Origin of the sequence: Cronobacter dublinensis subsp. dublinensis LMG 23823, assembly GCF_001277235.1 — a bacterium.
GTDB classification, from domain to species: domain Bacteria; phylum Pseudomonadota; class Gammaproteobacteria; order Enterobacterales; family Enterobacteriaceae; genus Cronobacter; species Cronobacter dublinensis.
In genome coordinates, this window is record NZ_CP012266.1 from 1577717 (window position 1) to 1601875 (window position 24159).

Sequence of the window (24159 nt, forward strand, 5' to 3'; positions counted from 1 at the left end):
CATTCCCTCTGGTGCCAGGATTAGCCGTTGCAGCCCCGGCGACGGAATGATAAAACCGATAGCCACAGGAAAAACTTATTGCTTTTAGCGTGGTGAGGGGAAATGGCTCAGGTCTACAATTTTAGTTCTGGCCCGGCGATGCTGCCGGCGGATGTGTTGCGAGTGGCTCAGGAAGAGTTGCGTGACTGGCAGGGGTTAGGCACCTCTGTCATGGAAATTAGCCACCGTAGCAAAGAGTTTATTCAGGTTGCGGAACAGGCAGAACAGGATTTTCGCGATCTGCTGCAGATCCCCTCAAATTATAAAGTATTGTTCTGTCACGGCGGCGGGCGCGGCCAGTTTTCCGCCATTCCGCTGAATCTGCTGGGTGACAAGACCACGGCAGATTACGTTGACGGCGGCTACTGGGCGGCGAGCGCCGTTAAAGAAGCCAAAAAATACCTGACGCCGAATGTCATCGACGCGAAAATTACTGTCGACGGCAAGCGCGCCATCAAGCCGATGAAGGAATGGCAGCTCTCTGAGGACGCGGCGTACCTGCACTACTGCCCCAATGAAACCATTGACGGCATCGCGATCAACGACACGCCCGATTTCGGCGACGCTATCGTGACCGCAGACTTCTCCTCCACCATCCTGTCACACCCGATCGACATCAACCGCTACGGCGTTATTTATGCAGGCGCGCAGAAAAATATCGGCCCGGCGGGCCTGACGCTGGTGATTGTGCGTGAGGATCTCCTCGGCAAAGCGCATGTTGCCTGTCCTTCGGTGCTGGATTACCGCGTACTGAGCGACAATGACTCCATGTTTAATACGCCGCCGACCTTCGCCTGGTATCTGTCGGGCCTGGTCTTTAAATGGCTCAAAACCAAAGGCGGTGTGGCGGCGATGGATAAAATCAATCAGCAAAAAGCAGAACTGCTTTACGGCGTGATTGATAACAGCGATTTCTATCGCAACGACGTGGCAACGGCGAACCGCTCTCGTATGAACGTGCCGTTCCAGCTCGCCGACAGCAATCTGGATAAACTCTTCCTTGAGGAGTCCTTCGCCGCTGGCCTGCACGCGCTGAAAGGCCATCGCGTGGTCGGTGGGATGCGCGCTTCTATTTATAACGCGATGCCGCTTGAAGGGGTTCAGGCCCTCACCGATTTTATGGTTGATTTCGAACGCCGCCACGGTTAATCCTTCCGTTACGATCCCCCGCGGCTGGCCGCGGGGTTTTTATTCTGTTTTATTGAGACTTTTTCCATGCAGGAATCCCTGACCTTACAACCCATCGCGCGCGTGGATGGCACCATTAACCTTCCGGGCTCCAAGAGCGTGTCGAACCGCGCGCTGCTGCTGGCCGCGCTGGCGAAAGGCACCACCACGCTGACCAACCTGTTAGACAGTGATGACGTGCGCCATATGCTGAACGCGCTCAAGGCGCTGGGCGTCAACTATTCGCTCTCCGGGGATCGCACCCGCTGTGAAATTCAGGGGCAGGGCGGGCCGTTCAATACGCTCGTGGAGCTGGAGCTGTTTTTAGGCAACGCGGGCACGGCGATGCGTCCGCTGGCGGCGGCGCTTTGCCTCGGCACCAATAACGTCGTGCTAACCGGCGAGCCGCGCATGAAAGAGCGCCCGATTGGTCATCTGGTGGACGCGCTGCGTCAGGGGGGCGCGGATGTGACGTATCTGGAGCAGGAAAACTATCCGCCGCTGCGCCTGAAGGGCGGTTTCGCGGGCGGCAACGTCACCGTTGACGGCAGCGTTTCCAGCCAGTTTTTAACCGCGCTGCTGATGGCCGCGCCGCTGGCACCGGGCAACACCGCTATCGACATCAAAGGCGATCTGGTTTCAAAGCCCTACATTGATATTACTCTGCACCTGATGAAAACCTTCGGGGTCGAGGTGGAGAACCAGAACTATCAGCGCTTCGTTATCCAGGGCGGCCAGCAGTACCAGTCGCCGGGCCACTATCTGGTGGAAGGCGACGCATCGTCCGCATCCTATTTCCTCGCCGCCGCCGCTATCCGCGGCGGGACCGTGAAGGTCACCGGCATCGGGCGCAACAGCGTGCAGGGCGATATCCGTTTTGCCGATGTCCTGGAGAAAATGGGCGCGCACATCACCTGGGGCGAGGATTTCATCAGCTGCACCCGCGGCGAGCTCCATGCCATCGATATGGATATGAACCATATCCCCGATGCGGCGATGACGATTGCCACGACCGCGCTGTTCGCGAACGGCACCACTACGCTTCGCAACATCTATAACTGGCGTGTGAAGGAAACGGACCGTCTGGCGGCGATGGCGACGGAGCTGCGTAAAGTAGGCGCGACGGTCGAAGAAGGGCATGACTTCATTACCGTGACGCCGCCTGCGCAGTTGCAGTTTGCCGATATCGGCACTTATAACGATCACCGCATGGCGATGTGCTTCTCGCTGGTGGCGCTCTCCGACACGCCGGTGACCATTCTCGATCCAAAATGCACCGCCAAAACCTTCCCGGATTATTTCACCCAGCTGGCGCGCATCAGCCACTCCGCCTGACCTTACACAGCACCCCGTATCATAAGTACGGGGTGCTGTGTAGCCGTTATTTTTCGGATAAGCGTCCCTGTTTCAATAATGTTAATCTGCCGCCGGGTTTATTAACCCGCTAACTTTTTACGTTGAATGCATGGACGATTTATTATGAAAAACAAAAAAGTACTTCTGAGCTGTCTGGTTGCCGCCGCGCTGGTCAGCGGTTGTAAAAACATGGGTGGGATTAATGGCGACGCGCTGGCGAAATCCGGCATGTCTGCGTATCAGGCCGCAACGCTCAGCGATGCGGACGTGAAAAAGCTTTCCGACCAGGCTTGCGCGGAAATGGACAAGCAGAATCCTGTCGTTCCGGCTTCCAGCAAATACACCAAACGTCTGAATAAAATCGCGAAAGCGCTTGGCAACAACATCAACGGTACCCCGGTAAACTACAAGGTTTACCAGACGCCGGAAGTGAACGCCTGGGCGATGGCGAACGGCTGCATCCGCGTTTACAGCGGCCTGATGGACATGATGACCGACAACGAAGTCGAAGCGGTGCTGGGCCACGAAATGGGCCACGTCGCGTTAGGTCACACCCGTAAAGCGATGCAGACTGCCTACGCGACCGTTGCGGCGCGTGATGCCGTCTCCGCTTCCAGCGCGGTCGGCGCGCAGCTTTCTGATTCAGAACTGGGCGAAATGGCGCAGGGCATGATCAACTCCGCGTTCTCTCGCAGCCAGGAGTCCGAAGCGGATGATTTCTCTTACGACCTGCTGAAAAAACGCAAAATCAGCACCAAAGGTCTGGTCACCAGCTTCGAGAAACTGGCGAAACTGGACGCCGGCTCTGAGAAATCCATGTTCGATTCCCATCCGCCTTCAGCAGAACGCGCTCAGCACATCCGCGATCGCATCGCTGCAGACAAGAAATAATCCTGCTTACCCGGATCTGCATCAGGCAGGTCCGGGCATCTGCGCCCAATTCTTCTACACTCAGCCACAATGGCGGCGATATTTCGCCGGAAAGATAACAGTCTGCGTTGATGAAGCGTATAATGCGCCGCGTTCACGTTGCAGGCCTGCCATTTGTTATTGAAGGAGAAAAAGATGACGGCATCCGTCCCGGTAATCACAATCGATGGCCCAAGCGGCGCAGGCAAAGGCACGCTGTGTAAAGCAATGGCTGAAACCCTGCAATGGCATTTACTGGATTCCGGCGCCATCTATCGGGTACTTGCGCTGGCGGCGCTGCATCATCATGTCGATGTCGCCTCTGAAGAAGCGCTTGTCCCGCTGGCCGCGCATCTCGACGTACGTTTCGTCGCGCAACAGGGCGAACTGGAAGTGATTCTGGAAGGCGAGGATGTCAGCGCCGAGATCCGTACGCAGGAAGTGGCCAACGCCGCCTCGCAGGTCGCCGCGTTTCCGCGCGTGCGTGAAGCGCTACTGCGTCGTCAGCGCGGGTTCCGCGAAGCGCCTGGCCTGATAGCCGACGGGCGCGATATGGGAACCGTGGTATTCCCTGATGCGCCAGTGAAAATTTTCCTTGACGCTTCTTCGGAAGAGCGTGCTCATCGCCGCATGCTACAGTTGCAGGAAAAGGGCTTTAGTGTTAACTTTGAACGCCTTTTGGCCGAGATAAAAGAGCGCGATGACCGCGATCGTAACCGGCCAGTAGCGCCGTTAGTGCCTGCGCAAGACGCTCTGGTGCTGGATTCCACCAGCCTTAGCATTGAACAGGTTATAGAAAAGGCGCTCGAATACGCCCGTGAAAAACTGGCGCTCGCGAAGTAACGCGACCGAATTTGCAGTACCCCCGTTGCAATGGAGTGACAGCGGGTATGTGAAACAACCCCACCCAGCATGATGCCAGGTGGACGTTAATTTAAAACCTGAAGATTAAACATGACTGAATCTTTTGCTCAACTCTTTGAAGAATCCCTGAAAGAAATCGAAACCCGCCCGGGTTCTATCGTTCGTGGCGTTGTTGTTGCTATCGACAAAGACGTAGTACTGGTTGACGCCGGTCTGAAATCTGAGTCCGCCATTCCGGCAGAGCAGTTCAAAAACGCCCAGGGCGAACTGGAAATCCAGGTTGGTGACGAAGTTGACGTTGCTCTGGATGCAGTAGAAGACGGTTTCGGAGAAACCCTGCTGTCTCGTGAGAAAGCTAAACGTCACGAAGCGTGGCTGATGCTGGAAAAAGCTTACGAAGAAGCTGCTACCGTTACTGGTGTTATCAATGGCAAAGTCAAGGGCGGCTTCACTGTTGAGCTGAACGGTATTCGTGCGTTCCTGCCGGGTTCCCTGGTAGACGTGCGTCCGGTTCGTGACACCCTGCACCTCGAAGGCAAAGAGCTTGAATTCAAAGTAATCAAGCTGGATCAGAAGCGCAACAACGTTGTCGTTTCCCGTCGTGCCGTTATCGAATCTGAGAACAGCGCAGAGCGCGATCAGCTGCTGGAAAACCTGCAGGAAGGCATGGAAGTTAAAGGTATCGTTAAGAACCTCACTGACTACGGTGCATTCGTTGATCTGGGCGGCGTAGACGGCCTGCTGCACATCACTGATATGGCCTGGAAACGCGTTAAGCATCCGAGCGAAATCGTGAACGTGGGCGACGAAATCACTGTTAAAGTGCTGAAGTTCGACCGCGAGCGTACCCGTGTCTCCCTGGGCCTGAAACAGCTGGGCGAAGATCCGTGGGTTGCTATCGCTAAACGTTACCCGGAAGGCACCCGCCTGACTGGTCGCGTAACCAACCTGACCGACTACGGCTGCTTCGTTGAAATCGAAGAAGGCGTTGAAGGCCTGGTACACGTTTCCGAAATGGACTGGACCAACAAAAACATCCACCCGTCCAAAGTTGTTAACGTCGGCGACGTGGTAGAAGTGATGGTTCTGGATATCGACGAAGAACGTCGTCGTATCTCCCTGGGCCTGAAACAGTGCAAAGCCAACCCGTGGCAGCAGTTCGCTGAGACCCACAACAAAGGCGATCGCGTTGAAGGTAAAATCAAGTCTATCACTGACTTCGGTATCTTCATCGGCCTGGACGGCGGCATCGACGGTCTGGTTCACCTGTCTGACATCTCCTGGAACGTGGCTGGCGAAGAAGCCGTTCGCGAGTACAAAAAAGGCGACGAAATCGCTGCCGTTGTACTGCAGGTTGACGCAGAGCGTGAGCGTATCTCCCTGGGCGTTAAACAGCTCGCGGAAGATCCGTTCAACAACTACGTTGCGCTGAACAAGAAAGGTGCAATCGTTACTGGTAAAGTAACTGCAGTTGACGCTAAAGGTGCTACAGTTGAATTAGCAGACGGCGTTGAAGGCTACCTGCGCGCTTCTGAAGCTTCCCGTGACCGCGTAGAAGACGCGACTCTGGTACTGAGCGTTGGCGACGACGTTGAAGCTAAGTTCACCGGCGTTGATCGTAAAAACCGCGTAGTCAGCCTGTCTGTTCGTGCGAAAGACGAAGCTGACGAGAAAGATGCAATCGCTACTGTTAACAACAAACAGGAAGAAGGCAACTTCTCTAACGCGATGGCTGAAGCGTTCAAAGCAGCTAAAGGCGAGTAATTGCCTTGACAGATTACAGGTTCCGGCCTGTAATCAGACACTAAGGGCGGCTTTGGCCGCCCTTGTTCGATGGTAGCTGTAAGACAATTTTCCTGAATGGAAACCGGAGGAAACATGACCAAGTCAGAATTAATAGAAAGACTTGCAAGCCAGCACTCCCATATCCCGGCGAAAGCGGTGGAAGATGCGGTTAAAGAGATGCTGGAACATATGGCCTCTACTCTTGCCCAGGGCGAGCGTATTGAAATCCGGGGTTTCGGCAGTTTCTCCTTACACTATCGCGCACCACGCACCGGGCGTAACCCGAAAACAGGTGATAAAGTCGAGCTGGAAGGTAAATACGTTCCGCACTTTAAACCGGGTAAAGAACTACGCGACCGCGCCAATATTTACGGTTAAGTTAACGCTTAACCTCGCAGAGAACGGCACCTCAGGGTGCCGTTTTTTGTATCTGTAGCAAAGCGCTGCGAGCCGTCTCGACACTTTTTCTGCAACCGCTGTAACGCCCTAAATTCCTTTCTGCACGTCTCGTAAAGTCGCCAGATGCTGTCTGACAATATCGCTTATCTGCTGCACACTCCTTCGCAACAAGGAGGTGTTTGTGATCCCGCTGCCCGCGTTGTGCCTGTGCGTAATGGCAGGTCTGTCGCCACTGTTGTTCCTGCCCACGCTGCCATCTGTCACTCAGATTGCCGCGCTTACGCTGCTGGCCTCCCTCATGGTTTTTCTGCGCAATCAGGTGGTGCGTTATGCGGCGTTGATTCTGCTTTTCCTCTGCTGGGGGTTGCTCGCCGCGCGACAGGCCACGCTACCGTATGCGTCGCTTATCGAAAAGACGCACCATGCCGAGGTGGTTATTACCAGTACTGACGGCGCGACAGAGCACAAAATCAAACTACTTCGGGTCGACGATAAACGCTGGTTTCCCGCGCCCGGCGCGCTATTACGGGGCAGTTATCTTGCGCAACCGCCATGTGCCGGGCAGCGCTGGTTAATGACGCTGCGTTTAAGGCCGGTACATGGGCAACTCAACGAAGGCGGGTTTGACAGCCAGCGTTATGCATTTTCACAACATCAGCCGTTGACCGGGCGTGTAGTAACGGCGCAGCGGCTGAGCGATAAATGCAGCTTCCGGGCGCGCTATATCGCTTCTGTCAGCGAACAGCTGGCGCCTTTTAGCTGGCGGCCGGTTATCCTGGCGCTCGGGTTTGGGGAGCGTATCGCCCTGACGGATGATCTCAAAACGCTGCTGCGTGAAACCGGTACGGCACATTTGATGGCGATCTCCGGCCTGCATATCGGTTTTGTCGGCACGCTGGGGTGGGCGCTGGCGCGGCTGCTGCAACGCTTACTGCCCGCGCGCCGGATAGGCCACCGGTTTCCTGTACTGGCCATGCTCGCGACTGCCGCGCTCTATACCTGGCTCTCGGGTAGCCAGCCGCCCGCCGTAAGAACGCTGGTGGCGATGTCCGTCTGGTGTGCGCTTCGGCTCAGTGGCAGACAATGGACACCCTGGCAGGTCTGGCCGTGCTGCGTCGGTGGCATTCTCTTTTACGATCCCGTGGCGATTCTCTCTGAAAGCCTCTGGCTGTCGGCCTTTGCCGTGGGCGCGCTGATTTTCTGGTATCAGTGGGTGCCGCCGCGCAGCGAGGGAAAATGGCGCCACCTGAAAAGCCTGCTTCATCTGCAGTGTGGGATGACGCTGCTGCTGTTGCCGCTTCAGCTGTTGTTGTTCCATGGGGTCAGCCTGACGTCGCTACTGGCGAATCTGGTGGCAGTGCCCGTTGTGACGTTTATCGCCGTGCCGCTGACGCTGGCGGGTATGCTGCTCAATCTGGCGCATCTGACATGGGCGGAGCAGGGGATATGGTTGCTGGCTGACCGAACGCTCGCCGCGCTCTTCTGGCTGTTACGCCAGCTTCCGCCCGGCTGGCTTGGTCTTGATCAGCGCTATCAGTGGCTGACGCTTGCGCCCTGGGCTGCGGTCATCGTCTGGCGGACGCGCTGGTGGCGAGCCTCGCCTGCGACATGCGCAATTGCGCTGGGGCTACTATCCTGGCCTTTCTGGCAAAAACCCGCGAATGATACCTGGCGGCTGCATATGCTGGATATCGGCCACGGACTGGCTGTGGTGATCGAACGCCACGGTAAGGCGACGCTGTACGACAGCGGAAATGCCTGGGCTGGCGGCGACAGCGCCCTGCAAACGATTATCCCCTGGCTTCGCTGGCACCATCTTGAGCCGGAAGGCATTGTCATCAGCCACGAGCATCTCGATCACCGGGGTGGACTGGAGAGCCTTACACGTGCCTGGCCGAAGATGTGGATCCGCAGCCCACTTGGCTGGGCCCGCCATTTACCCTGCGTGAAAGGCGTGCACTGGCGCTGGCAGGGCCTTGACTTCACTGTACACTGGCCTCCGGCGGGTTTTCATGAACAGGGCAATAATCGCTCATGTGTCGTGAAAGTCGATGACGGCGAGCACAGCGTCTTGCTGACCGGCGACATTGAAGCCCCGGCAGAGTTGGCTATGCTCAAAAAGCAGTGGCGGGAGTTACAGGTCGACATCATTCAGGTGCCTCATCACGGCAGCCGTACCTCATCGACGCCGACGCTATTATCGGTCGTTAATGGCAAAGCGGCGCTGGCGTCGGTGTCTCGCTACAACGCGTGGCGTTTACCGTCCACCATCGTCGTGCGACGCTACAAAAAGCATCGCTATCAATGGTCTGATACGGCACACGCCGGGCAAATTTCTGTCTCTTTTTCGCCAGGGCAATGGCAGATTGAGGGGTTCCGGGAACAGATTTTACCCCGCTGGTATCATCAGTGGTTTGGCTCACCTGCTGAATACAGGTAGAATATGCGGCTATTTCAACGAAAGCTGGTTTTTTGAATGCATAACGATAAAGATCTCTCCACGTGGCAGACCTTCCGCCGACTCTGGCCGGTGATTGCGCCCTTTAAAACAGGTCTGATTGTGGCTGGGGTAGCGTTAATACTCAACGCAGCCAGCGATACCTATATGTTATCGCTACTTAAACCATTACTGGATGATGGTTTTGGTAAAACAGACCACTCAGTGCTGCTATGGATGCCGCTGGTGGTGATTGGCCTGATGGTGCTGCGCGGCATCACCAGTTACATTTCCAGCTACTGCATCTCCTGGGTTTCCGGGAAAGTCGTGATGACGATGCGCCGCCGCCTGTTTAATCACATGATGGGCATGCCCGTCTCCTTCTTCGATAAACAGTCTACCGGCACGCTGCTCTCCCGTATCACTTACGACTCAGAGCAGGTGGCTTCGTCTTCCTCGAGCGCGCTGATCACCGTGGTGCGTGAAGGGGCGTCGATCATCGGCCTGTTCATCATGATGTTCTACTACAGCTGGCAGCTCTCACTGATTTTGATCGTGCTGGCGCCCATTGTGTCGATCGCTATCCGCGTTGTGTCAAAACGCTTTCGCAACATCAGCAAAAACATGCAGAACACGATGGGGCAGGTGACAACCAGCGCCGAGCAGATGCTGAAAGGTCATAAAGAAGTACTGATTTTCGGCGGCCAGCAGGTTGAAGGCGAACGCTTCGCGAAAGTGAGCAATAAGATGCGCCTGCAGGGCATGAAAATGGTCTCTGCCTCGTCGATTTCCGACCCGATTATCCAGTTGATTGCCTCCCTGGCGCTGGCCTTCGTGCTGTATGCCGCCAGTTTCCCGAGCGTAATGGAAACCTTAACGCCGGGCACGATCACGGTGGTCTTCTCCTCAATGATTGCCCTGATGCGTCCGCTGAAATCGCTGACTAACGTCAACGCGCAGTTCCAGCGTGGGATGGCCGCCTGCCAGACCCTGTTCGCCATCCTCGATAGCGAGCAGGAAAAAGATGAAGGCACCCGTGTTGTCGAGCGCGCGCAGGGTAACCTTGAGTTCCGTGATGTTACCTTTACCTATCCGGGCCGTGAAATCCCGGCGCTGCGTGATATCAACCTTGCGATCCCGGCAGGGAAAACGGTGGCGCTGGTAGGACGCTCGGGCTCTGGTAAATCGACGCTTGCCGGTCTTATTACACGTTTTTACGACATCGACAGCGGCGAGATCCTCCTCGACGGTCACGACCTGCGCGATTACACGCTCTCCTCGCTGCGTAATCAGGTCGCGCTGGTCTCCCAGAATGTCCATCTGTTTAACGATACCATCGCTAACAATATCGCTTACGCGCGCACTGAAGAGTACAGCCGCGAAGAGATCGAGAAGGCGGCCCGTATGGCCTATGCGATGGACTTTATTAATAAGATGGATAACGGCCTCGATACCGTCATCGGTGAAAACGGCGTACTGCTTTCCGGCGGTCAGCGCCAGCGTATCGCGATTGCCCGTGCACTGCTGCGCGACAGTCCGATCCTTATCCTTGATGAAGCCACTTCCGCGCTGGATACCGAATCAGAGCGCGCCATCCAGGCGGCGCTGGACGAACTGCAGAAAAACCGCACGTCGCTGGTTATCGCGCACCGTCTCTCGACCATCGAACAGGCCGATGAAATCGTGGTTATCGAAGACGGACGTATCGTGGAGCGCGGTAACCATGCCGAACTGCTTGAACACCGCGGCGTCTATGCGCAGCTGCATAAAATGCAGTTTGGTCAATGATTGAGCGCATCTGGTCGGGTCAGTCGCCCTTATGGGTGCTGTTGCTGCCGCTCTCCTGGCTGTATGGCCTGGTAAGCGGCGCTATTCGCCTGAGCTATCGTCTGGGCTTGCGTAAAGTCTGGCGCGCACCGGTGCCGGTAGTCGTGGTGGGCAACCTGACCGCTGGCGGAAACGGTAAAACGCCGGTGGTGGTCTGGCTCGTGGAGCAACTGCAGCAGCGGGGCGTGCGCCCGGGCGTCGTCTCCCGCGGCTACGGCGGCAAAGCGGCGCATTATCCGCTGGTGCTTGACGATGCCACCACGCCTGCGCAGGCGGGCGACGAACCGGTGCTGATTTATCAGCGTACCGGCGCGCCGGTCGCGGTATCGGCAAACCGCGCGCAAGCGGTGCAGGCGCTTCTTCAGAGCGCAAGCCCGCAAATCATCATTACCGATGATGGCCTGCAGCATTACGCGCTCGCACGTGACAAAGAAATTGTCGTTGTTGATGGTGTGCGGCGTTTCGGCAACGGCTGGTGGTTGCCGGCCGGGCCAATGCGCGAGCGCGCCTCGCGCCTGAAAACAGTCGATGCCGTTATTACCAACGGCGCAGAACCCCGGTCTGGCGAAATCGCCATGCAGCTCACGCCGGGCCTGGCGGTGAATCTGCGCAGCGGCGAAAAGCGGCCGGTTGAAAGCCTTAACAACGTCGTGGCGATGGCTGGCATCGGTCACCCGCCGCGCTTTTTTGCCACCCTTGAGAAATGCGGCCTGACGCCGGTCAAAACGGTGAGCCTCGCCGATCATCAGGCGCTGCGCGAAGCCGACGTTTTAGCCCTGTTGAGCGACGGGCAGACGCTGATCATGACCGAAAAAGACGCGGTGAAATGCCGCGCCTTCGCCCATGACGACTGGTGGTATTTACCGGTTGAAGCGGCGCTATCGCAGCCGCAGGCCGATCAATTATTGAAGGATATTCTCGCGCTGGTGCGTTGAGCAGGTGCGCCAGTCAGGTTCGCGGACGGGAGCTGATATGTCTGGAGTGCATCTTTCTTTACGCGCGGCGCGCCATCTTCATCTCGCTGCGCAGGGGCTATTGAAAAAGCCGACGCGGCGTGCTCGTCCCGCCGATATCCTCGCCGCCATTACCCGCATGTCTTTACTGCAGATCGACACGATTAATATCGTGGCGCGCAGTCCCTATCTGGTGCTGTTCAGTCGTCTTGGCGCATATCCGGGGCGCTGGCTTGATGATGCGCTGGCGCGCGGCGAGCTTATGGAATACTGGGCGCACGAGGCCTGTTTCCTGCCGCGCAGCGATTTTCCGCTTTTCCGCCACCGGATGCTCAACCCTGAAAAAATGGGCTGGAAATACCGTGCTGGCTGGATGGAAGAGCATGCGCAGGAGATAGGCGAACTGATGGCCTATATCGAGCGCAACGGTCCGGTTCGCTCGGCGGATTTTGAGCATCCGCGTAAAGGTGCCAGCGGGTGGTGGGAGTGGAAACCCCATAAAAAACATCTTGAGGGGCTATTTACCGCGGGTCAGGTCATGGTGGTCGAGCGGCGCAATTTTCAGCGCGTCTACGATCTCACCACCCGCGTACTGCCCGACTGGGATGACAGCCTGCATCTGATCGATAAAGCGCAGGCCGAGGCGCAGATGCTCGCCAGAAGCGCGCGAAGCCTCGGCATTTTCCGCAGCGCCTGGCTTGCCGACTACTACCGGCTGCGCCATGTCGCGACCGGCCCGCTGCTACAGGCGTGGCAGGAAGAGGGGTTTGTGGTGCCGGTGGAGGTCGAGACGCTGGGGTCGATGTGGCTGCACCATGAGCTCGTGCCGCTGCTCGAGCAGGCGGTGGCGGATAAACTCACCGCGACCCACAGCGCGGTGCTATCGCCATTCGATCCGGTTGTCTGGGATCGCCGACGCGCTGAGGATTTCTTTAATTTCTCCTACCGCCTCGAATGCTATACCCCGGCCCCCAAACGCAAATATGGCTATTTCGTGCTGCCGCTGCTGCACAAAGGCGCGCTGGTCGGACGCATGGACGCCAAAATGCACCGTCAACAGCAGTGGCTTGAGATCATCGCGCTGTATGTTGAGGAGGGCGTGAAGCTGACGGCAGGCGTTATCGCTGGATTGCGCCAGGCCATTAACGATTTCGCCGCCTGGCAGGGCGCCAGTCGGGTGGCCTTTCGCCAGTTGCCCGGCCCGCTTGCGCAAGCGTGGGGCGGGGGCTGGGAAATTGACCCCGCCTCACAGACGCATGTGATATCCTCAAAAGATTAATACCACCGGTCCATCAGGAGGAACCATGGATCATCGTTTACTCGAAATCATCGCCTGTCCGGTTTGCACCGGCAAACTCTACTTCAATCAGGAAAAGCAGGAGCTTATCTGCAAAGCCGACCATCTGGCGTTTCCGCTGCGCGACGGCATTCCGGTGCTGCTGGAAAATGAAGCTCGCTCGCTTGCCGAAGAAGAGACCAACCCATGAGTTTCGTGGTCATTATTCCCGCCCGTTACGCCTCCACGCGTCTGCCGGGCAAGCCGCTGGTCGATATCAACGGCAAGCCGATGATTGTGCATGTGCTGGAGCGCGCGCGTGAATCGGGCGCTGAGCGCATCATCGTGGCAACCGATCACCCGGATGTCGCCCGCGCGATTGAAGCCGCAGGCGGTGAAGTGTGCATGACCCGCGCCGATCATCAGTCCGGCACCGAGCGTTTAGCGGAAGTGGTGGAAAAATGCGGGTTCGCCGATGACACGGTTATAGTCAACGTGCAGGGCGACGAGCCGATGATCCCGCCGGCGATTATTCGTCAGGTGGCGGAAAACCTGGCGGGCTCGCAGGCGGGCATGGCGACGCTTGCCGTGCCCGTTCATGACGCGCACGAAGCGTTTAACCCGAACGCGGTGAAAGTGGTGATGGACGCGCAAGGCTATGCGCTCTATTTCTCGCGCGCCACGATTCCGTGGGATCGCGACCGTTTCGCGCAGTCGCGCGATACCATCGGCGACAGCTTCCTGCGTCATATCGGCATTTATGGCTATCGTGCGGGGTTCATCCGCCGCTACGTCACCTGGCCTGCCAGTCCGCTTGAGCAGATTGAAATGCTGGAGCAACTGCGTGTCCTGTGGCACGGCGAGAAAATCCACGTGGCCGTCGCCGAAGTCGTGCCGGGTACCGGTGTGGATACGCCTGAAGATCTTGAGCGCGTGCGCGCCGAGATGCGTTAAGAAAACCGGCTCCGGCCGGTTTTTTATTGCTGCCCGTCGGCGCTTACCGGCAGCGTTTGAAACGGTTTTATCTCTTTTAGTACAAACATACTCTGCATCTCTTTGATCCCTGGGAGACGACGCAGCACCGACATGGCGAATTCCGCATAGGCGTCGAGGTCGCGCGAGACCACCTGTAGCAGAAAGTCGGCATCGCCGCCGATGCTGTAGCAGGCCACCACATTTTTAAGCTCCATCACCTCCTGTTCAAAGCGCCGCGCCTGCGTCTCGCTGTGACTGTCGATGCTCACGCGGACAAACACCATCACGCCGAGGCCGATTTTGCGCCGATCCAGCGCGGCGTGATAGCCGAGAATGACCTTATCTTCTTCCAGCTTTTTCACCTTGCGCCAGCAGGGCGAGGGCGACAGGTTTACGGCGTCCGCCAGCGCCTGATTGGTCGCACGTGCATCCTGTTGCAGCAGAGTTAACAGGGTGATGTCGGTGGGCGTCAGCGCATCATTGGGCATAGTTTTTCTCATTGAGGGTTTAAAAGGGTAATTTTACCCTTTTATAGCGCCATTGAGTGCATAAAAGGTCATTTTTCTCCGCGATTATCGGGCAGACTGTTCATCACATCTGACAGGGAGAAAAACATGCAATTCGATACCCGCCTGCATAAATGCACCATTATCGTTGACCGCGCGCTGACGCCGGGCCTTGCCATGAACGCCGCCAGCGTGCTCGGCGTGTGTCTCGGGAGAAGGGTAGACGCGTTAGTCGGGCCGGATATGCTAAGCGCCGATGGCGTCATCTATCCGGGCGTGATCCGCGCGCCGTTGCCGGTGCTGCTCGGCGAGGGCAACACTTTGCTGAGCCTTTTTAACGCCGCACGAAACGATCCGCAGATCCTCGTGCTGCCCTTTAGCGCGCTGGCGCAGTCGTGCAAAACCTGGGAGGAATATGAGCAGCGCATCGCGGGCGCCACCGGTGAACAAACCGAGCTGGCGGCGCTTGGACTGGTCGGAGCGAAAAAGCAAATTGCCCGTCTGACGGGTAATCTGCCGCTTTACCGTTAACGCAAACTGGCGAGGAATTGATCTCAACAGATGACATCTGCGCTAAGGACGCCCATTATAAAAACAGTAGCTTTTATAAGGGTAACGGCAAATGGATCAACTGCGTGCGGAACTCAGTCATCTGTTAGGTGAAAAACTCAGTCGCCTTGAATGCATCAGTGAAAAACCGGACACCGCGCTCTGGTCGCTGTATGACAGCCACGGCAATCCGCTGCCGCTGCTGGCGCGAAGCTTTACCTCGCCGGGGCTTGCGCAGCAGCAGGCCGGGAAAATGTCGATACTGGCGCGTCATGGTACGGTGCGGCTGCCGGTCGTGTACGGCGTGATGACGCATGAAGAACATCCGGGGCCGGATGTGCTGCTGATGGAGCGTCTGCGCGGTGTGCCGGTGGAGGCGCCGGCTCGCACGCCGCAGCGCTGGGAGCAGTTACAGGATCAGATTATCGAAGCGCTGCTCAGCTGGCATCGCGTCGACAGCCACGGCTGCGTGGGGAGTGTCGACAGCACCCAGGAAAACCTCTGGCCATTCTGGTATCGCCAGCGGGTCGAGGTGCTCTGGAGTACGCTTAATCAGTATCAAAACACGGGCCTGACGATGCAGGACAAACGCATGCTGTTTCGCACGCGCGAATGCCTGGAGTCGATGTTCGCGGGGTTTAACGATAACTGCGTGCTGATCCACGGCAATTTTAACCTGCGCAGTATGCTGAAAGACGCGCGCAGCGATCAACTGCTGGCGATGGTCAATCCTGGCATTGTGCTCTGGGCGCCGCGCGAGTATGAGCTGTTCCGCCTGTTCGACACGCCGCTTGCCGAAAGTCTCTTCTGGCGTTATCTCCAGCGCGCGCCGGTGGCGGAGTCGTTCCTCTGGCGGCGCTGGCTGTATGTGTTGTGGGATGAAGTCGCGCAACTGTTGCAAACCGGCAAAATGAATCGCGCGGCGTTTAACACCGCGTCGGAATCACTTCTGCCCTGGGTCGCCTGATCCCACGCCTTTTACCCACTGCAGGACGCGTCCGAGAATTTCATACCCGGCGCGTTCGCTGTGCATCAGCCACAGTGAGGAGGGATAGATACGCTCCCACGGGTTGAGCGGCGAGTCTATCGCCATCTGATTGGCAGGCGCCGGGATCGGGTTTAAGCCCTGGCGTTTGAAGAAAATCATCGCCCGCGGCAGGTGCGACGCCGATGTCACGAGTAAAAACGGCTGCTGCCCCAGCGCTTTAGCGACGGCGGCCGCTTCTTCTTCAGTATCTTTGGGGCTATCAAGCGTAATGATATCGGCTCGCGGAACGCCTAAGCTTTCCGCCACACGGGCACCCGCTTCTGCCGTGCTCACCGGATTAGTAGTGGCGCGCGCGCCGGTAAAGACCATCTTCGCGCCGGGATTCGCCAGCCACAGCCGCACGCCCTCGGTCACCCGCGGCAGGTTGTTATTGATGAGGTTTGAGCTCGGCGCCCACTTGTCGTTCCAGGTGTAGCCGCCGCCCAACACCACGATGTAATTCGCCTTCTGGCCATGCCAGGTAGGGTAGTCATCTTCCACGGGCCTCAGCAGGCCGTCCGCGACCGGTTGCAGGCTTAACAACAGCAAAACCAGCCAGCTTGCGGTCATTAACACCTTCCCGCTTTTCTTAAATCGCGTGAACCATAGCAGCGCCAGCGCGATGCCCATCATGAGCAGCAGAAACGGCAGCGGCAACAGCAGCGTGCCGGTGAATTTTTTCAGAATAAAAAGCATCGGTTATGGGTCCTTTTTTAACCATACGGCAGGTAATGGTCGCCTATCTTACGCGAGATGGGTTCATTCTCCCTCCGGCTGTGACAAAATAGCGGTTTTGCCGGATGCGCTTATCACCTGGAGAGTGTGCCCATGCGGGATCGCAATTTTGATGACATCGCCGAAAAGTTTGCGCGCAACATTTACGGTACAACAAAAGGCCAGTTGCGTCAGGCTATCCTCTGGCAGGATCTCGACGCGTTGTTAAGCGTTTTGCCCGACCGTCCGCTGCGCGTGCTTGACGCAGGCGGCGGCGAGGGGCAAACCGCCAGTCGCCTTGCTGAGCGCGGCCATCAGGTGTTGCTGTGCGATCTCTCGGCGGAAATGATAGCCCGCGCCCGTCAGGCCGCCCAGGAGAAAGGTGTGAGCGGCAACATGCATTTTGTACAATGCGCCGCGCAGGAAGCAGGTCAGCATTTGGAAAGCCCGGTTGATCTGATATTGTTTCACGCTGTGCTGGAATGGGTGGCCGATCCGCAGGCGGCGCTGCGCCATTTATGGCAATGCCTGGCGCCGGGCGGCGCGCTCTCGCTGATGTTCTACAACGCCAACGGCCTGCTGATGCACAACATGGTGGCGGGTAATTTCGCCTATGTGCAACAGGGAATGCCCAAAAAGAAAAAACGCACGCTTTCGCCGGATTATCCGCGCGAACCGCAGCAGGTTTACCGCTGGCTTGAGGAGATGGGCTGGCACATTCACAGCAAAACCGGCGTGCGGGTTTTCCATGACTATCTGCGTGAAAAACATCAGCAGCGCGACGAATATGAGACGCTGCTTGAGCTTGAAACGCGTTACTGCCGACAGGAGCCCTGGGTGAGCCTGGGCCGATACATCCATGTCACTGCGTTTAAGCCGGAGATCCAAGGATAAATTATGAGTACTTTTTCCCAGACAGTCCCTGAACTGGTTGCCTGGGCCAGGAAAAACGATTTCTCGATCCAGCTCCCGGTGGACAGGCTGGCGTTTTTGCTGGCTGTCGCCACCCTGAACGGTGAAAGGCTGGACGGTGAAATGAGCGAAGGGGAGCTGGTGGACGCGTTTCGCCACGTCAGCGACGCTTTCGAGCAATCCACAGAGACGGTCGCCCAGCGCGCCAACAACGCCATTAATGACATGGTACGCCAGCGCCTGCTTAACCGCTTTACCAGCGAGCAGGCGGAAGGCAACGCTATCTATCGCCTGACGCCGCTCGGAATTGGCATTACTGATTACTACATCCGCCAGCGCGAGTTCTCCACGCTGCGCCTGTCTATGCAGCTCTCGATTGTGGCAAGCGAACTCAAGCGCGCCGCGGACGCCGCTCTGGAAGGCGGCGATGAATTCCACTGGCACCGCAATGTTTACGCGCCGCTCAAATATTCGGTGGCGGAGATTTTCGACAGCATCGATCTCACCCAGCGCATCATGGATGAACAGCAACAGCTGGTGAAAGACGATATCGCCCAGTTGCTCAATAAAGACTGGCGCGCGGCGATTTCCAGCTGCGAGCTGCTGCTGTCGGAGACCTCCGGCACGCTGCGCGAATTACAGGATACGCTGGAGGCGGCGGGCGATAAGCTGCAGGCCAACCTGCTGCAAATCCAGGAAGCGACGCTTGGCCGTGACGATCTGCATTTCATTGACCGTCTCACCTATGACCTGCAAAGCAAGCTCGACCGCATTATTAGCTGGGGTCAGCAGGCGATAGACCTGTGGATTGGCTACGACCGCCACGTCCATAAATTTATCCGTACCGCGATTGATATGGATAAAAACCGCGTCTTCGCCCAGCGTTTGCGCCAGTCGGTACAGAACTATTTCGACGCGCCGTGGGCGCTCACCTATGCCAGCGCCGATCGCCTTCTCGACATGCGCGATGAAGAAATGGCGCTGCGTGATGAAGAAGTGACCGGCGAACTGCCGCCGGATCTGGAATTTGAAGAGTTTAACGAGATCCGCGAACAGCTGGCGGCGATGATTGAAGCTCAGCTTGATGTCTACCGGGAACGCCAGCAGCCGCTCGACTTAAGTGCCGTGATGCGCGAATACCTGGCCCAGTTCCCGCGGGCCCGTCATTTCGACGTGGCGCGTATCGTGGTAGACCAGGCGGTGCGTCTGGGCGTCGCTGAAGCGGACTTTACCGGGCTGCCGGCCAAATGGCAGCCGATTAATGATTATGGAGCCAAGGTACAGGCGAATGTCATCGACAAATATTGAACACGTGATGCCAGTAAAGCTGGCGCTGGCGCTCGCGAACCCGCTGTTTCCGGCGCTCGACAGCCAGTTGCGCGCCGGGCGTCACATTGGCCTGGATGAGCTGGATAATCACGCCTTTCTGATGGATTTCCAGGGTGAACTGGAAGAGTTCTACAGCCGTTATAACGTGGAGCTTATCCGCGCGCCGGAAGGGTTTTTCTATCTGCGCCCACGCTCCACCACGCTTATCCCGCGCTCGGTGCTTTCCGAGCTGGATATGATGGTCGGCAAAATCCTCTGCTATCTCTACCTGAGCCCGGAGCGGCTGGCGAACGAAGGCATTTTCACCCAGCAGGAGCTCTACGACGAGCTGCTAGCGCTGGCGGATGAAACCAAACTGCTGAAGCTTGTAAACAACCGCTCGACCGGCTCCGATCTTGATCGTCAGAAGCTGCAGGAGAAAGTACGTTCTTCCCTGAGCCGCCTGCGTCGTCTTGGCATGGTCTGGTTTATGGGCCATGACAGCAGCAAATTTCGCATCACCGAGTCGGTGTTCCGCTTTGGCGCTGACGTGCGCGCCGGCGACGATCCGCGCGAAGCGCAGCTGCGCATGATCCGCGACGGTGAAGCGATGCCGGTGGAAAGCCATCTGCAGCTCAACGATGAGAACGACGACACCCAGCAGGATAACGCGGAGGATGACAATGATTGAACGCGGTAAGTTTCGCTCGCTAACGCTTATCAACTGGAACGGCTTTTTTGCCCGCACGTTTGATCTCGACGAGCTGGTCACCACGCTTTCCGGCGGTAACGGCGCCGGGAAATCGACGACGATGGCGGCGTTTGTCACGGCGCTTATCCCTGACCTTACGCTTCTGCATTTCCGTAACACCACCGAAGCGGGCGCGACCAGCGGCTCGCGCGATAAGGGCCTGCACGGCAAACTCAAAGCGGGCGTCTGTTATTCGGTGCTGGATGTCGTGAACTCGCGCCATCAGCGCGTGCTGGTGGGCGTGCGTCTGCAACAGGTCGCCGGGCGCGACCGTAAAGTGGACATCAAGCCGTTCGCTATTCAGGGCCTGCCGAGCGCCATACTGCCGACACAGCTGCTCACCGAGACCCTGAACGATCGTCAGGCGCGCGTGCTGAGCCTCAACGAGCTCAAAGATAAAATCGACACGATGGAAGGGGTGCAGCTCAAGCAGTTCAACTCCATCACCGACTACCATTCGCTGATGTTCGATCTGGGCGTGGTGGCGCGTCGTCTGCGTTCGGCGTCCGATCGCAGCAAATATTATCGCCTGATTGAAGCCTCGCTCTACGGCGGTATCTCCAGCGCCATTACCCGCTCGCTTCGCGACTATCTGCTGCCGGAAAATGGCGGCGTGCGCAAGGCGTTCCAGGATATGGAAGCGGCGCTGCGTGAAAACCGTATGACGCTGGAAGCTATCCGCGTGACCCAGTCGGACCGCGATCTGTTCAAGCATCTGATCTCCGAAGCCACCAACTACGTGGCGGCGGATTACATGCGCCATGCCAACGAGCGTCGCATTCATCTCGACCAGGCGCTGGAGCTGCGCCGCGAGCTGTTCACCAGCCGCAAGCAGCTCGCCGCCGAGCAATATAAACATGTCGATATGGCGCGCGAGCTCTCCGAACATGCCGGCGCAGAAGGCGACCTTGAAACCGATTATCAGGCCGCGAGCGATCACCTGAATCTGGTGCAGACCGCGTTACGCCAGCAGGAGAAAATTGAGCGCTACGACGCCGACCTTGAAGAGCTGCAGGTTCGCCTGGAAGAACAGAGCGAAGTGGTGGCCGAAGCGGCAGAGCAGCAGGAAGAGAACGAAGCCCGCGCTGAAGCCGCCGAGCTGGAAGTCGACGAACTCAAAAGCCAGCTTGCGGATTATCAACAGGCGCTGGATGTTCAGCAGACTCGCGCGATCCAGTATCAGCAGGCGCTGACCGCGCTGGAGCGCGCCCGAGAGCTGTGCCATCTGCCGGCTCTGAGTGCCGAAAGCGCTGACGAGTGGCTGGACACCTTCCAGGCGAAAGAGCAGGAAGCCACCGAGCGCCTGCTGTCGCTTGAGCAGAAAATGAGCGTCGCGCAGACCGCGCACAGCCAGTTCGAGCAGGCCTACCAGCTGGTCGCTTCCATTAACGGCCCGGTAAGCCGCGCCGAAGCCTGGGATGTCGCGCGCGAGCTACTGCGCGACGCCAGCCAGCAGCGCCACCTGGCCGAACAGGTGCAGCCGCTGCGCATGCGTCTTTCCGAGCTGGAACAGCGCCTGCGCGAACAGCAGGACGCCGAGCGTCTGCTGGCCGAGTTCTGCAAGCGTCAGGGCAAAGCGTACGAACCGGACGATCTTGAAGCGCTGAATGAAGAGCTGGAAGCGCGCATCGCGGCGCTCTCCGACAGCGTCTCTCAGGCGGGCGAACAGCGCATGACGCTGCGCCAGGAGCTGGAGCAGATCCAGAGCCGCGTGAAGACGCTCACCAGCCAGGCGCCCGTCTGGCTGGCGGCGCAAAACAGCCTCAACCAGATAAGCGAGCAGAGCGGCGAGACGTTTGAGTCCGGCCAGCAGGTCACCGAATACCTGCAGCAATTGCTGGAGCGCGAACGCGAAGCTATCGTCGAGCGTGACGAAGTGGGCGCGCGCAAGCGCACGGTCGACGAAGAGATCGAACGCTTAAGCCAGCCGGGCGGCGCCGAAGACGCGCGTCTCAACGCCCTGGCCGAGCGCTTTGGCGGCGTGCTGCTGTCTGAAATCTATGACGACGTCTCCTTTGAAGATGCGCCTTACTTCTCGGCACTGTATGGCCCGTCGCGTCACGCGATTGTGGTGCCGGATCTCTCACGCGTACGCGAGCTGCTCGACGGCCTCGAAGAGTGCCCGGAAGATCTCTATCTGATTGAAGGCGACCCGCAGTCATTCGATGACAGCGTATTCAGCGTCGAAGAGCTGGAAAAAGCGGTGGTGGTGAAGGTGGCCGAGCGCCAGTGGCGCTACTCCCGCTTCCCGTCGGTGCCGCTGTTTGGCCGCGCCGCGCGTGAAAGCCGCATTGAGAGCCTGCATGCCGAACGCGAAGCGCTTGCCGAGCGTTACGCGACGCTCTCCTTCGACGTGCAGAAAACTCAGCGTCTGCATCAGGCGTTCAGCCGGTTTGTCGGCCAGCATCTGGCCGTGGCGTTTGAGGCGGACCCGGAAGCGGAAATCCGTAAACTCACGACGCGGCGCAGCGAAATCGAGCGCGCCATCAGCCAGCACGAAAACGACAACCAGCAGCAGCGCGTACAGTTTGAACAGGCGAAAGAGGGCGTCGCCCAGCTTAACCGTCTGCTGCCGCGCCTGAGCCTGCTGGCCGATGACAGCCTGGCGGACCGTGTCGATGAAATTCAGGAGCGTCTGGCGGAAGCCCAGGACGCCGCGCGCTTTATCTCCCAGCACGGCAACGCGCTGGCGAAGCTTGAGCCGGTGGCGTCGGTCCTGCAAAGCGACCCGGAGCAGTTTGACCAGCTGAAGCAGGATTACGAGCAGGCGCGCCAGACCCAGCGCGACGCCCGTCAGCAGGCCTTTGCGCTGAGCGAAGTGGTGCAGCGTCGCGCGCACTTCAGCTACAGCGACTCGGCGCACATGCTCAGCGGCAATACCGATCTCAACGAGAAACTGCGCCAGCGTCTGGAGCAGGCGGAAGCCGAGCGCACCCGCGCCCGTGAAGCGTTGCGCACCCACGCGGCGAAACTCAGCCAGTATCATCAGGTGCTGGCGTCGCTGAAGAGCTCCTTTGATACTAAGAAAGAGATGCTGGGCGATTTGCAGCGCGAACTGCAGGATATCGGCGTGCGCGCCGATGCGAGCGCCGAAGAGCGCGCGCGCCAGCGTCGCGACGAACTGCACACGCGTCTTAGCAACAACCGCTCGCGTCGCAATCAGCTGGAGAAACAGCTGACGCTGTGCGAAGCGGAAATGGATAACCTGACCCGCAGCCTGAAACGCCTTGAGCGTAACTATCATGAGATGCGCGAGCAGGTCGTGAGCGCGAAAGCAGGCTGGTGCGCCGTGATGCGTATGGTGAAAGACAACGGCGTCGAGCGTCGGCTGCACCGCCGGGAGCTGGCCTATCACTCCGGCGACGATCTGCGGTCAATGTCGGATAAAGCGCTGGGCGCGCTGCGCCTCGCGGTCGCGGATAACGAACATCTGCGCGACGTGCTGCGCCTGTCGGAAGATCCCAAACGTCCGGAGCGTAAAATCCAGTTCTTCGTCGCGGTGTATCAGCACCTGCGCGAGCGTATCCGCCAGGATATCATCCGCACCGATGACCCGGTCGAGGCGATTGAGCAGATGGAGATTGAGCTCGGCCGCCTGACGGAGGAGCTTACCTCCCGCGAGCAGAAACTCGCGATAAGCTCCCGCAGCGTGGCAAATATCATTCGCAAAACCATCCAGCGCGAACAGAACCGCATTCGCATGCTCAACCAGGGCCTGCAGAGCGTCTCGTTCGGCCAGGTCAACAGCGTGCGGCTTAACGTCAACGTGCGTGAAAGCCACGCGACGCTGCTGGACGTGCTTGCCGAGCAGCACGAGCAGCATCAGGATCTGTTTAACAGCAATCGCCTGACCTTCTCCGAGGCGCTGGCGAAACTCTGGCAGCGCCTGAACCCGCAGATAGACATGGGACAGCGCACCGCGCAGACCATCGGTGAAGAGCTGCTCGATTACCGCAACTATCTGGAGATGGAAGTAGAGGTTAACCGCGGCTCCGACGGCTGGCTGCGCGCGGAAAGCGGCGCGCTCTCCACCGGTGAGGCGATCGGTACCGGGATGTCTATTCTGGTGATGGTGGTCCAGAGCTGGGAAGATGAGTCGAGCCGCCTGCGCGGCAAGGATATTTCGCCATGCCGCCTGCTGTTCCTCGACGAAGCGGCGCGTCTTGATGCCCGTTCCATCGCCACGCTGTTCGAACTGTGCGAACGTCTGCAGATGCAGTTGATTATCGCGGCGCCGGAAAACATCAGCCCAGAAAAAGGCACGACCTATAAGCTGGTGCGTAAAGTGTTCCAGAACCACGAGCACGTTCACGTGGTCGGGCTGCGCGGCTTTGCGGCACCGCCAACGGAAGCGTTGCCGGGCGCGGCGGAAGTCTCGTAATCGCATCACCAGAAAGAGCGGGCT

Annotated in this window: 20 protein-coding genes; 18 read left to right on the plus strand and 2 right to left on the minus strand. The window is 58.3% G+C overall.

Going from position 1 to position 24159, the window contains the following annotated elements:
• Positions 1–102 precede the first annotated feature (102 nt).
• The 12 genes from serC (at position 103) to kdsB (ending at position 13966) form a co-directional block, all read left to right on the plus strand.
• A complete protein-coding gene (gene serC, locus AFK67_RS07205; RefSeq protein ID WP_007730258.1) occupies positions 103–1188 on the plus strand; it encodes a 3-phosphoserine/phosphohydroxythreonine transaminase in 1086 nt (361 codons plus the stop codon).
• Positions 1189–1254: 66 nt separating this feature from the next.
• Positions 1255–2541 (plus strand): 3-phosphoshikimate 1-carboxyvinyltransferase, encoded by a 1287-nt coding sequence (gene aroA / locus AFK67_RS07210; protein ID WP_007730259.1) that lies wholly within the window; start codon positions 1255–1257, stop codon positions 2539–2541.
• Between the two features lie 144 nt (positions 2542–2685).
• On the plus strand, positions 2686–3453 hold the full coding sequence (gene loiP, locus AFK67_RS07215; protein ID WP_007730265.1) for a metalloprotease LoiP: 768 nt from the start codon (positions 2686–2688) through the stop codon (positions 3451–3453).
• A 174-nt stretch (positions 3454–3627) separates the two neighbouring features.
• Positions 3628–4314 carry a (d)CMP kinase gene (gene cmk / locus AFK67_RS07220; protein ID WP_007730267.1) on the plus strand — a complete coding sequence of 229 codons (687 nt, stop codon included), beginning with the start codon at positions 3628–3630 and terminating at the stop codon, positions 4312–4314.
• A gap of 111 nt (positions 4315–4425) precedes the next feature.
• Positions 4426–6099, plus strand: a complete 1674-nt coding sequence (gene rpsA / locus AFK67_RS07225; protein WP_038873078.1) for a 30S ribosomal protein S1 — start codon at positions 4426–4428, stop codon at positions 6097–6099.
• A gap of 114 nt (positions 6100–6213) precedes the next feature.
• Positions 6214–6498: an integration host factor subunit beta gene (ihfB, locus tag AFK67_RS07230; RefSeq protein WP_004387353.1), complete on the plus strand. Its 285-nt coding sequence runs from the start codon at positions 6214–6216 to the stop codon at positions 6496–6498.
• Positions 6499–6703: 205 nt separating this feature from the next.
• A complete protein-coding gene (locus AFK67_RS07235) occupies positions 6704–8959 on the plus strand; it encodes a ComEC family protein (protein ID WP_038884121.1) in 2256 nt (751 codons plus the stop codon).
• 36 nt (positions 8960–8995) lie between these two features.
• The gene (gene msbA, locus AFK67_RS07240; RefSeq protein WP_007733902.1) at positions 8996–10744 is read left to right on the plus strand and encodes a lipid A ABC transporter ATP-binding protein/permease MsbA; all 1749 of its coding nucleotides are present in this window, start codon (positions 8996–8998) and stop codon (positions 10742–10744) included.
• Complete coding sequence (gene lpxK / locus AFK67_RS07245; RefSeq protein WP_007733904.1) at positions 10741–11718, plus strand: tetraacyldisaccharide 4'-kinase; 978 nt, start codon at positions 10741–10743, stop codon at positions 11716–11718. The genes msbA and lpxK overlap by 4 nt, the downstream gene beginning before the upstream one ends.
• A 37-nt stretch (positions 11719–11755) precedes the next feature.
• Positions 11756–13015, plus strand: coding sequence for a winged helix-turn-helix domain-containing protein (locus tag AFK67_RS07250; protein WP_007733906.1), 1260 nt, complete (start codon positions 11756–11758; stop codon positions 13013–13015).
• Positions 13016–13040: 25 nt separating this feature from the next.
• Positions 13041–13223, plus strand: a complete 183-nt coding sequence (locus tag AFK67_RS07255) for a Trm112 family protein (protein WP_007733908.1) — start codon at positions 13041–13043, stop codon at positions 13221–13223.
• Complete coding sequence (gene kdsB / locus AFK67_RS07260; protein ID WP_032967676.1) at positions 13220–13966, plus strand: 3-deoxy-manno-octulosonate cytidylyltransferase; 747 nt, start codon at positions 13220–13222, stop codon at positions 13964–13966. The genes AFK67_RS07255 and kdsB overlap by 4 nt, the downstream gene beginning before the upstream one ends.
• A 23-nt stretch (positions 13967–13989) precedes the next feature.
• On the opposite strand, the gene AFK67_RS07265 is transcribed toward kdsB, so the two are convergent.
• Positions 13990–14475, minus strand: coding sequence for an Lrp/AsnC family transcriptional regulator (locus tag AFK67_RS07265; protein ID WP_007733913.1), 486 nt, complete (start codon positions 14473–14475; stop codon positions 13990–13992).
• 126 nt (positions 14476–14601) lie between these two features.
• On the opposite strand from AFK67_RS07265, the gene AFK67_RS07270 reads away from it, so the two are divergent.
• Both AFK67_RS07270 and AFK67_RS07275 read left to right on the plus strand, forming a co-directional pair.
• Positions 14602–15024 carry a DUF2000 domain-containing protein gene (locus tag AFK67_RS07270; RefSeq protein ID WP_007733916.1) on the plus strand — a complete coding sequence of 141 codons (423 nt, stop codon included), beginning with the start codon at positions 14602–14604 and terminating at the stop codon, positions 15022–15024.
• A 91-nt stretch (positions 15025–15115) separates the two neighbouring features.
• On the plus strand, positions 15116–16009 hold the full coding sequence (locus AFK67_RS07275) for a YcbJ family phosphotransferase (protein WP_038883925.1): 894 nt from the start codon (positions 15116–15118) through the stop codon (positions 16007–16009).
• On the opposite strand, the gene elyC is transcribed toward AFK67_RS07275, so the two are convergent.
• Complete coding sequence (gene elyC / locus AFK67_RS07280) at positions 15986–16765, minus strand: envelope biogenesis factor ElyC (RefSeq protein ID WP_007717978.1); 780 nt, start codon at positions 16763–16765, stop codon at positions 15986–15988. The two genes, AFK67_RS07275 and elyC, sit on opposite strands and share 24 nt — an antisense overlap.
• A 132-nt stretch (positions 16766–16897) precedes the next feature.
• Between elyC and cmoM the strand changes: the two genes are divergently transcribed.
• The 4 genes from cmoM to mukB are packed head-to-tail and all read left to right on the plus strand — an operon-like array spanning position 16898 to position 24135.
• Positions 16898–17677, plus strand: coding sequence for a tRNA uridine 5-oxyacetic acid(34) methyltransferase CmoM (gene cmoM / locus AFK67_RS07285; protein WP_007717975.1), 780 nt, complete (start codon positions 16898–16900; stop codon positions 17675–17677).
• A 3-nt stretch (positions 17678–17680) separates the two neighbouring features.
• Positions 17681–19003, plus strand: coding sequence for a chromosome partition protein MukF (gene mukF, locus AFK67_RS07290; RefSeq protein WP_007717971.1), 1323 nt, complete (start codon positions 17681–17683; stop codon positions 19001–19003).
• Positions 18984–19694 (plus strand): chromosome partition protein MukE, encoded by a 711-nt coding sequence (gene mukE, locus AFK67_RS07295; RefSeq protein ID WP_038883921.1) that lies wholly within the window; start codon positions 18984–18986, stop codon positions 19692–19694. The genes mukF and mukE overlap by 20 nt, the downstream gene beginning before the upstream one ends.
• Positions 19687–24135 carry a chromosome partition protein MukB gene (mukB, locus tag AFK67_RS07300; protein ID WP_007717966.1) on the plus strand — a complete coding sequence of 1483 codons (4449 nt, stop codon included), beginning with the start codon at positions 19687–19689 and terminating at the stop codon, positions 24133–24135. The genes mukE and mukB overlap by 8 nt, the downstream gene beginning before the upstream one ends.
• Positions 24136–24159 lie beyond the last annotated feature (24 nt).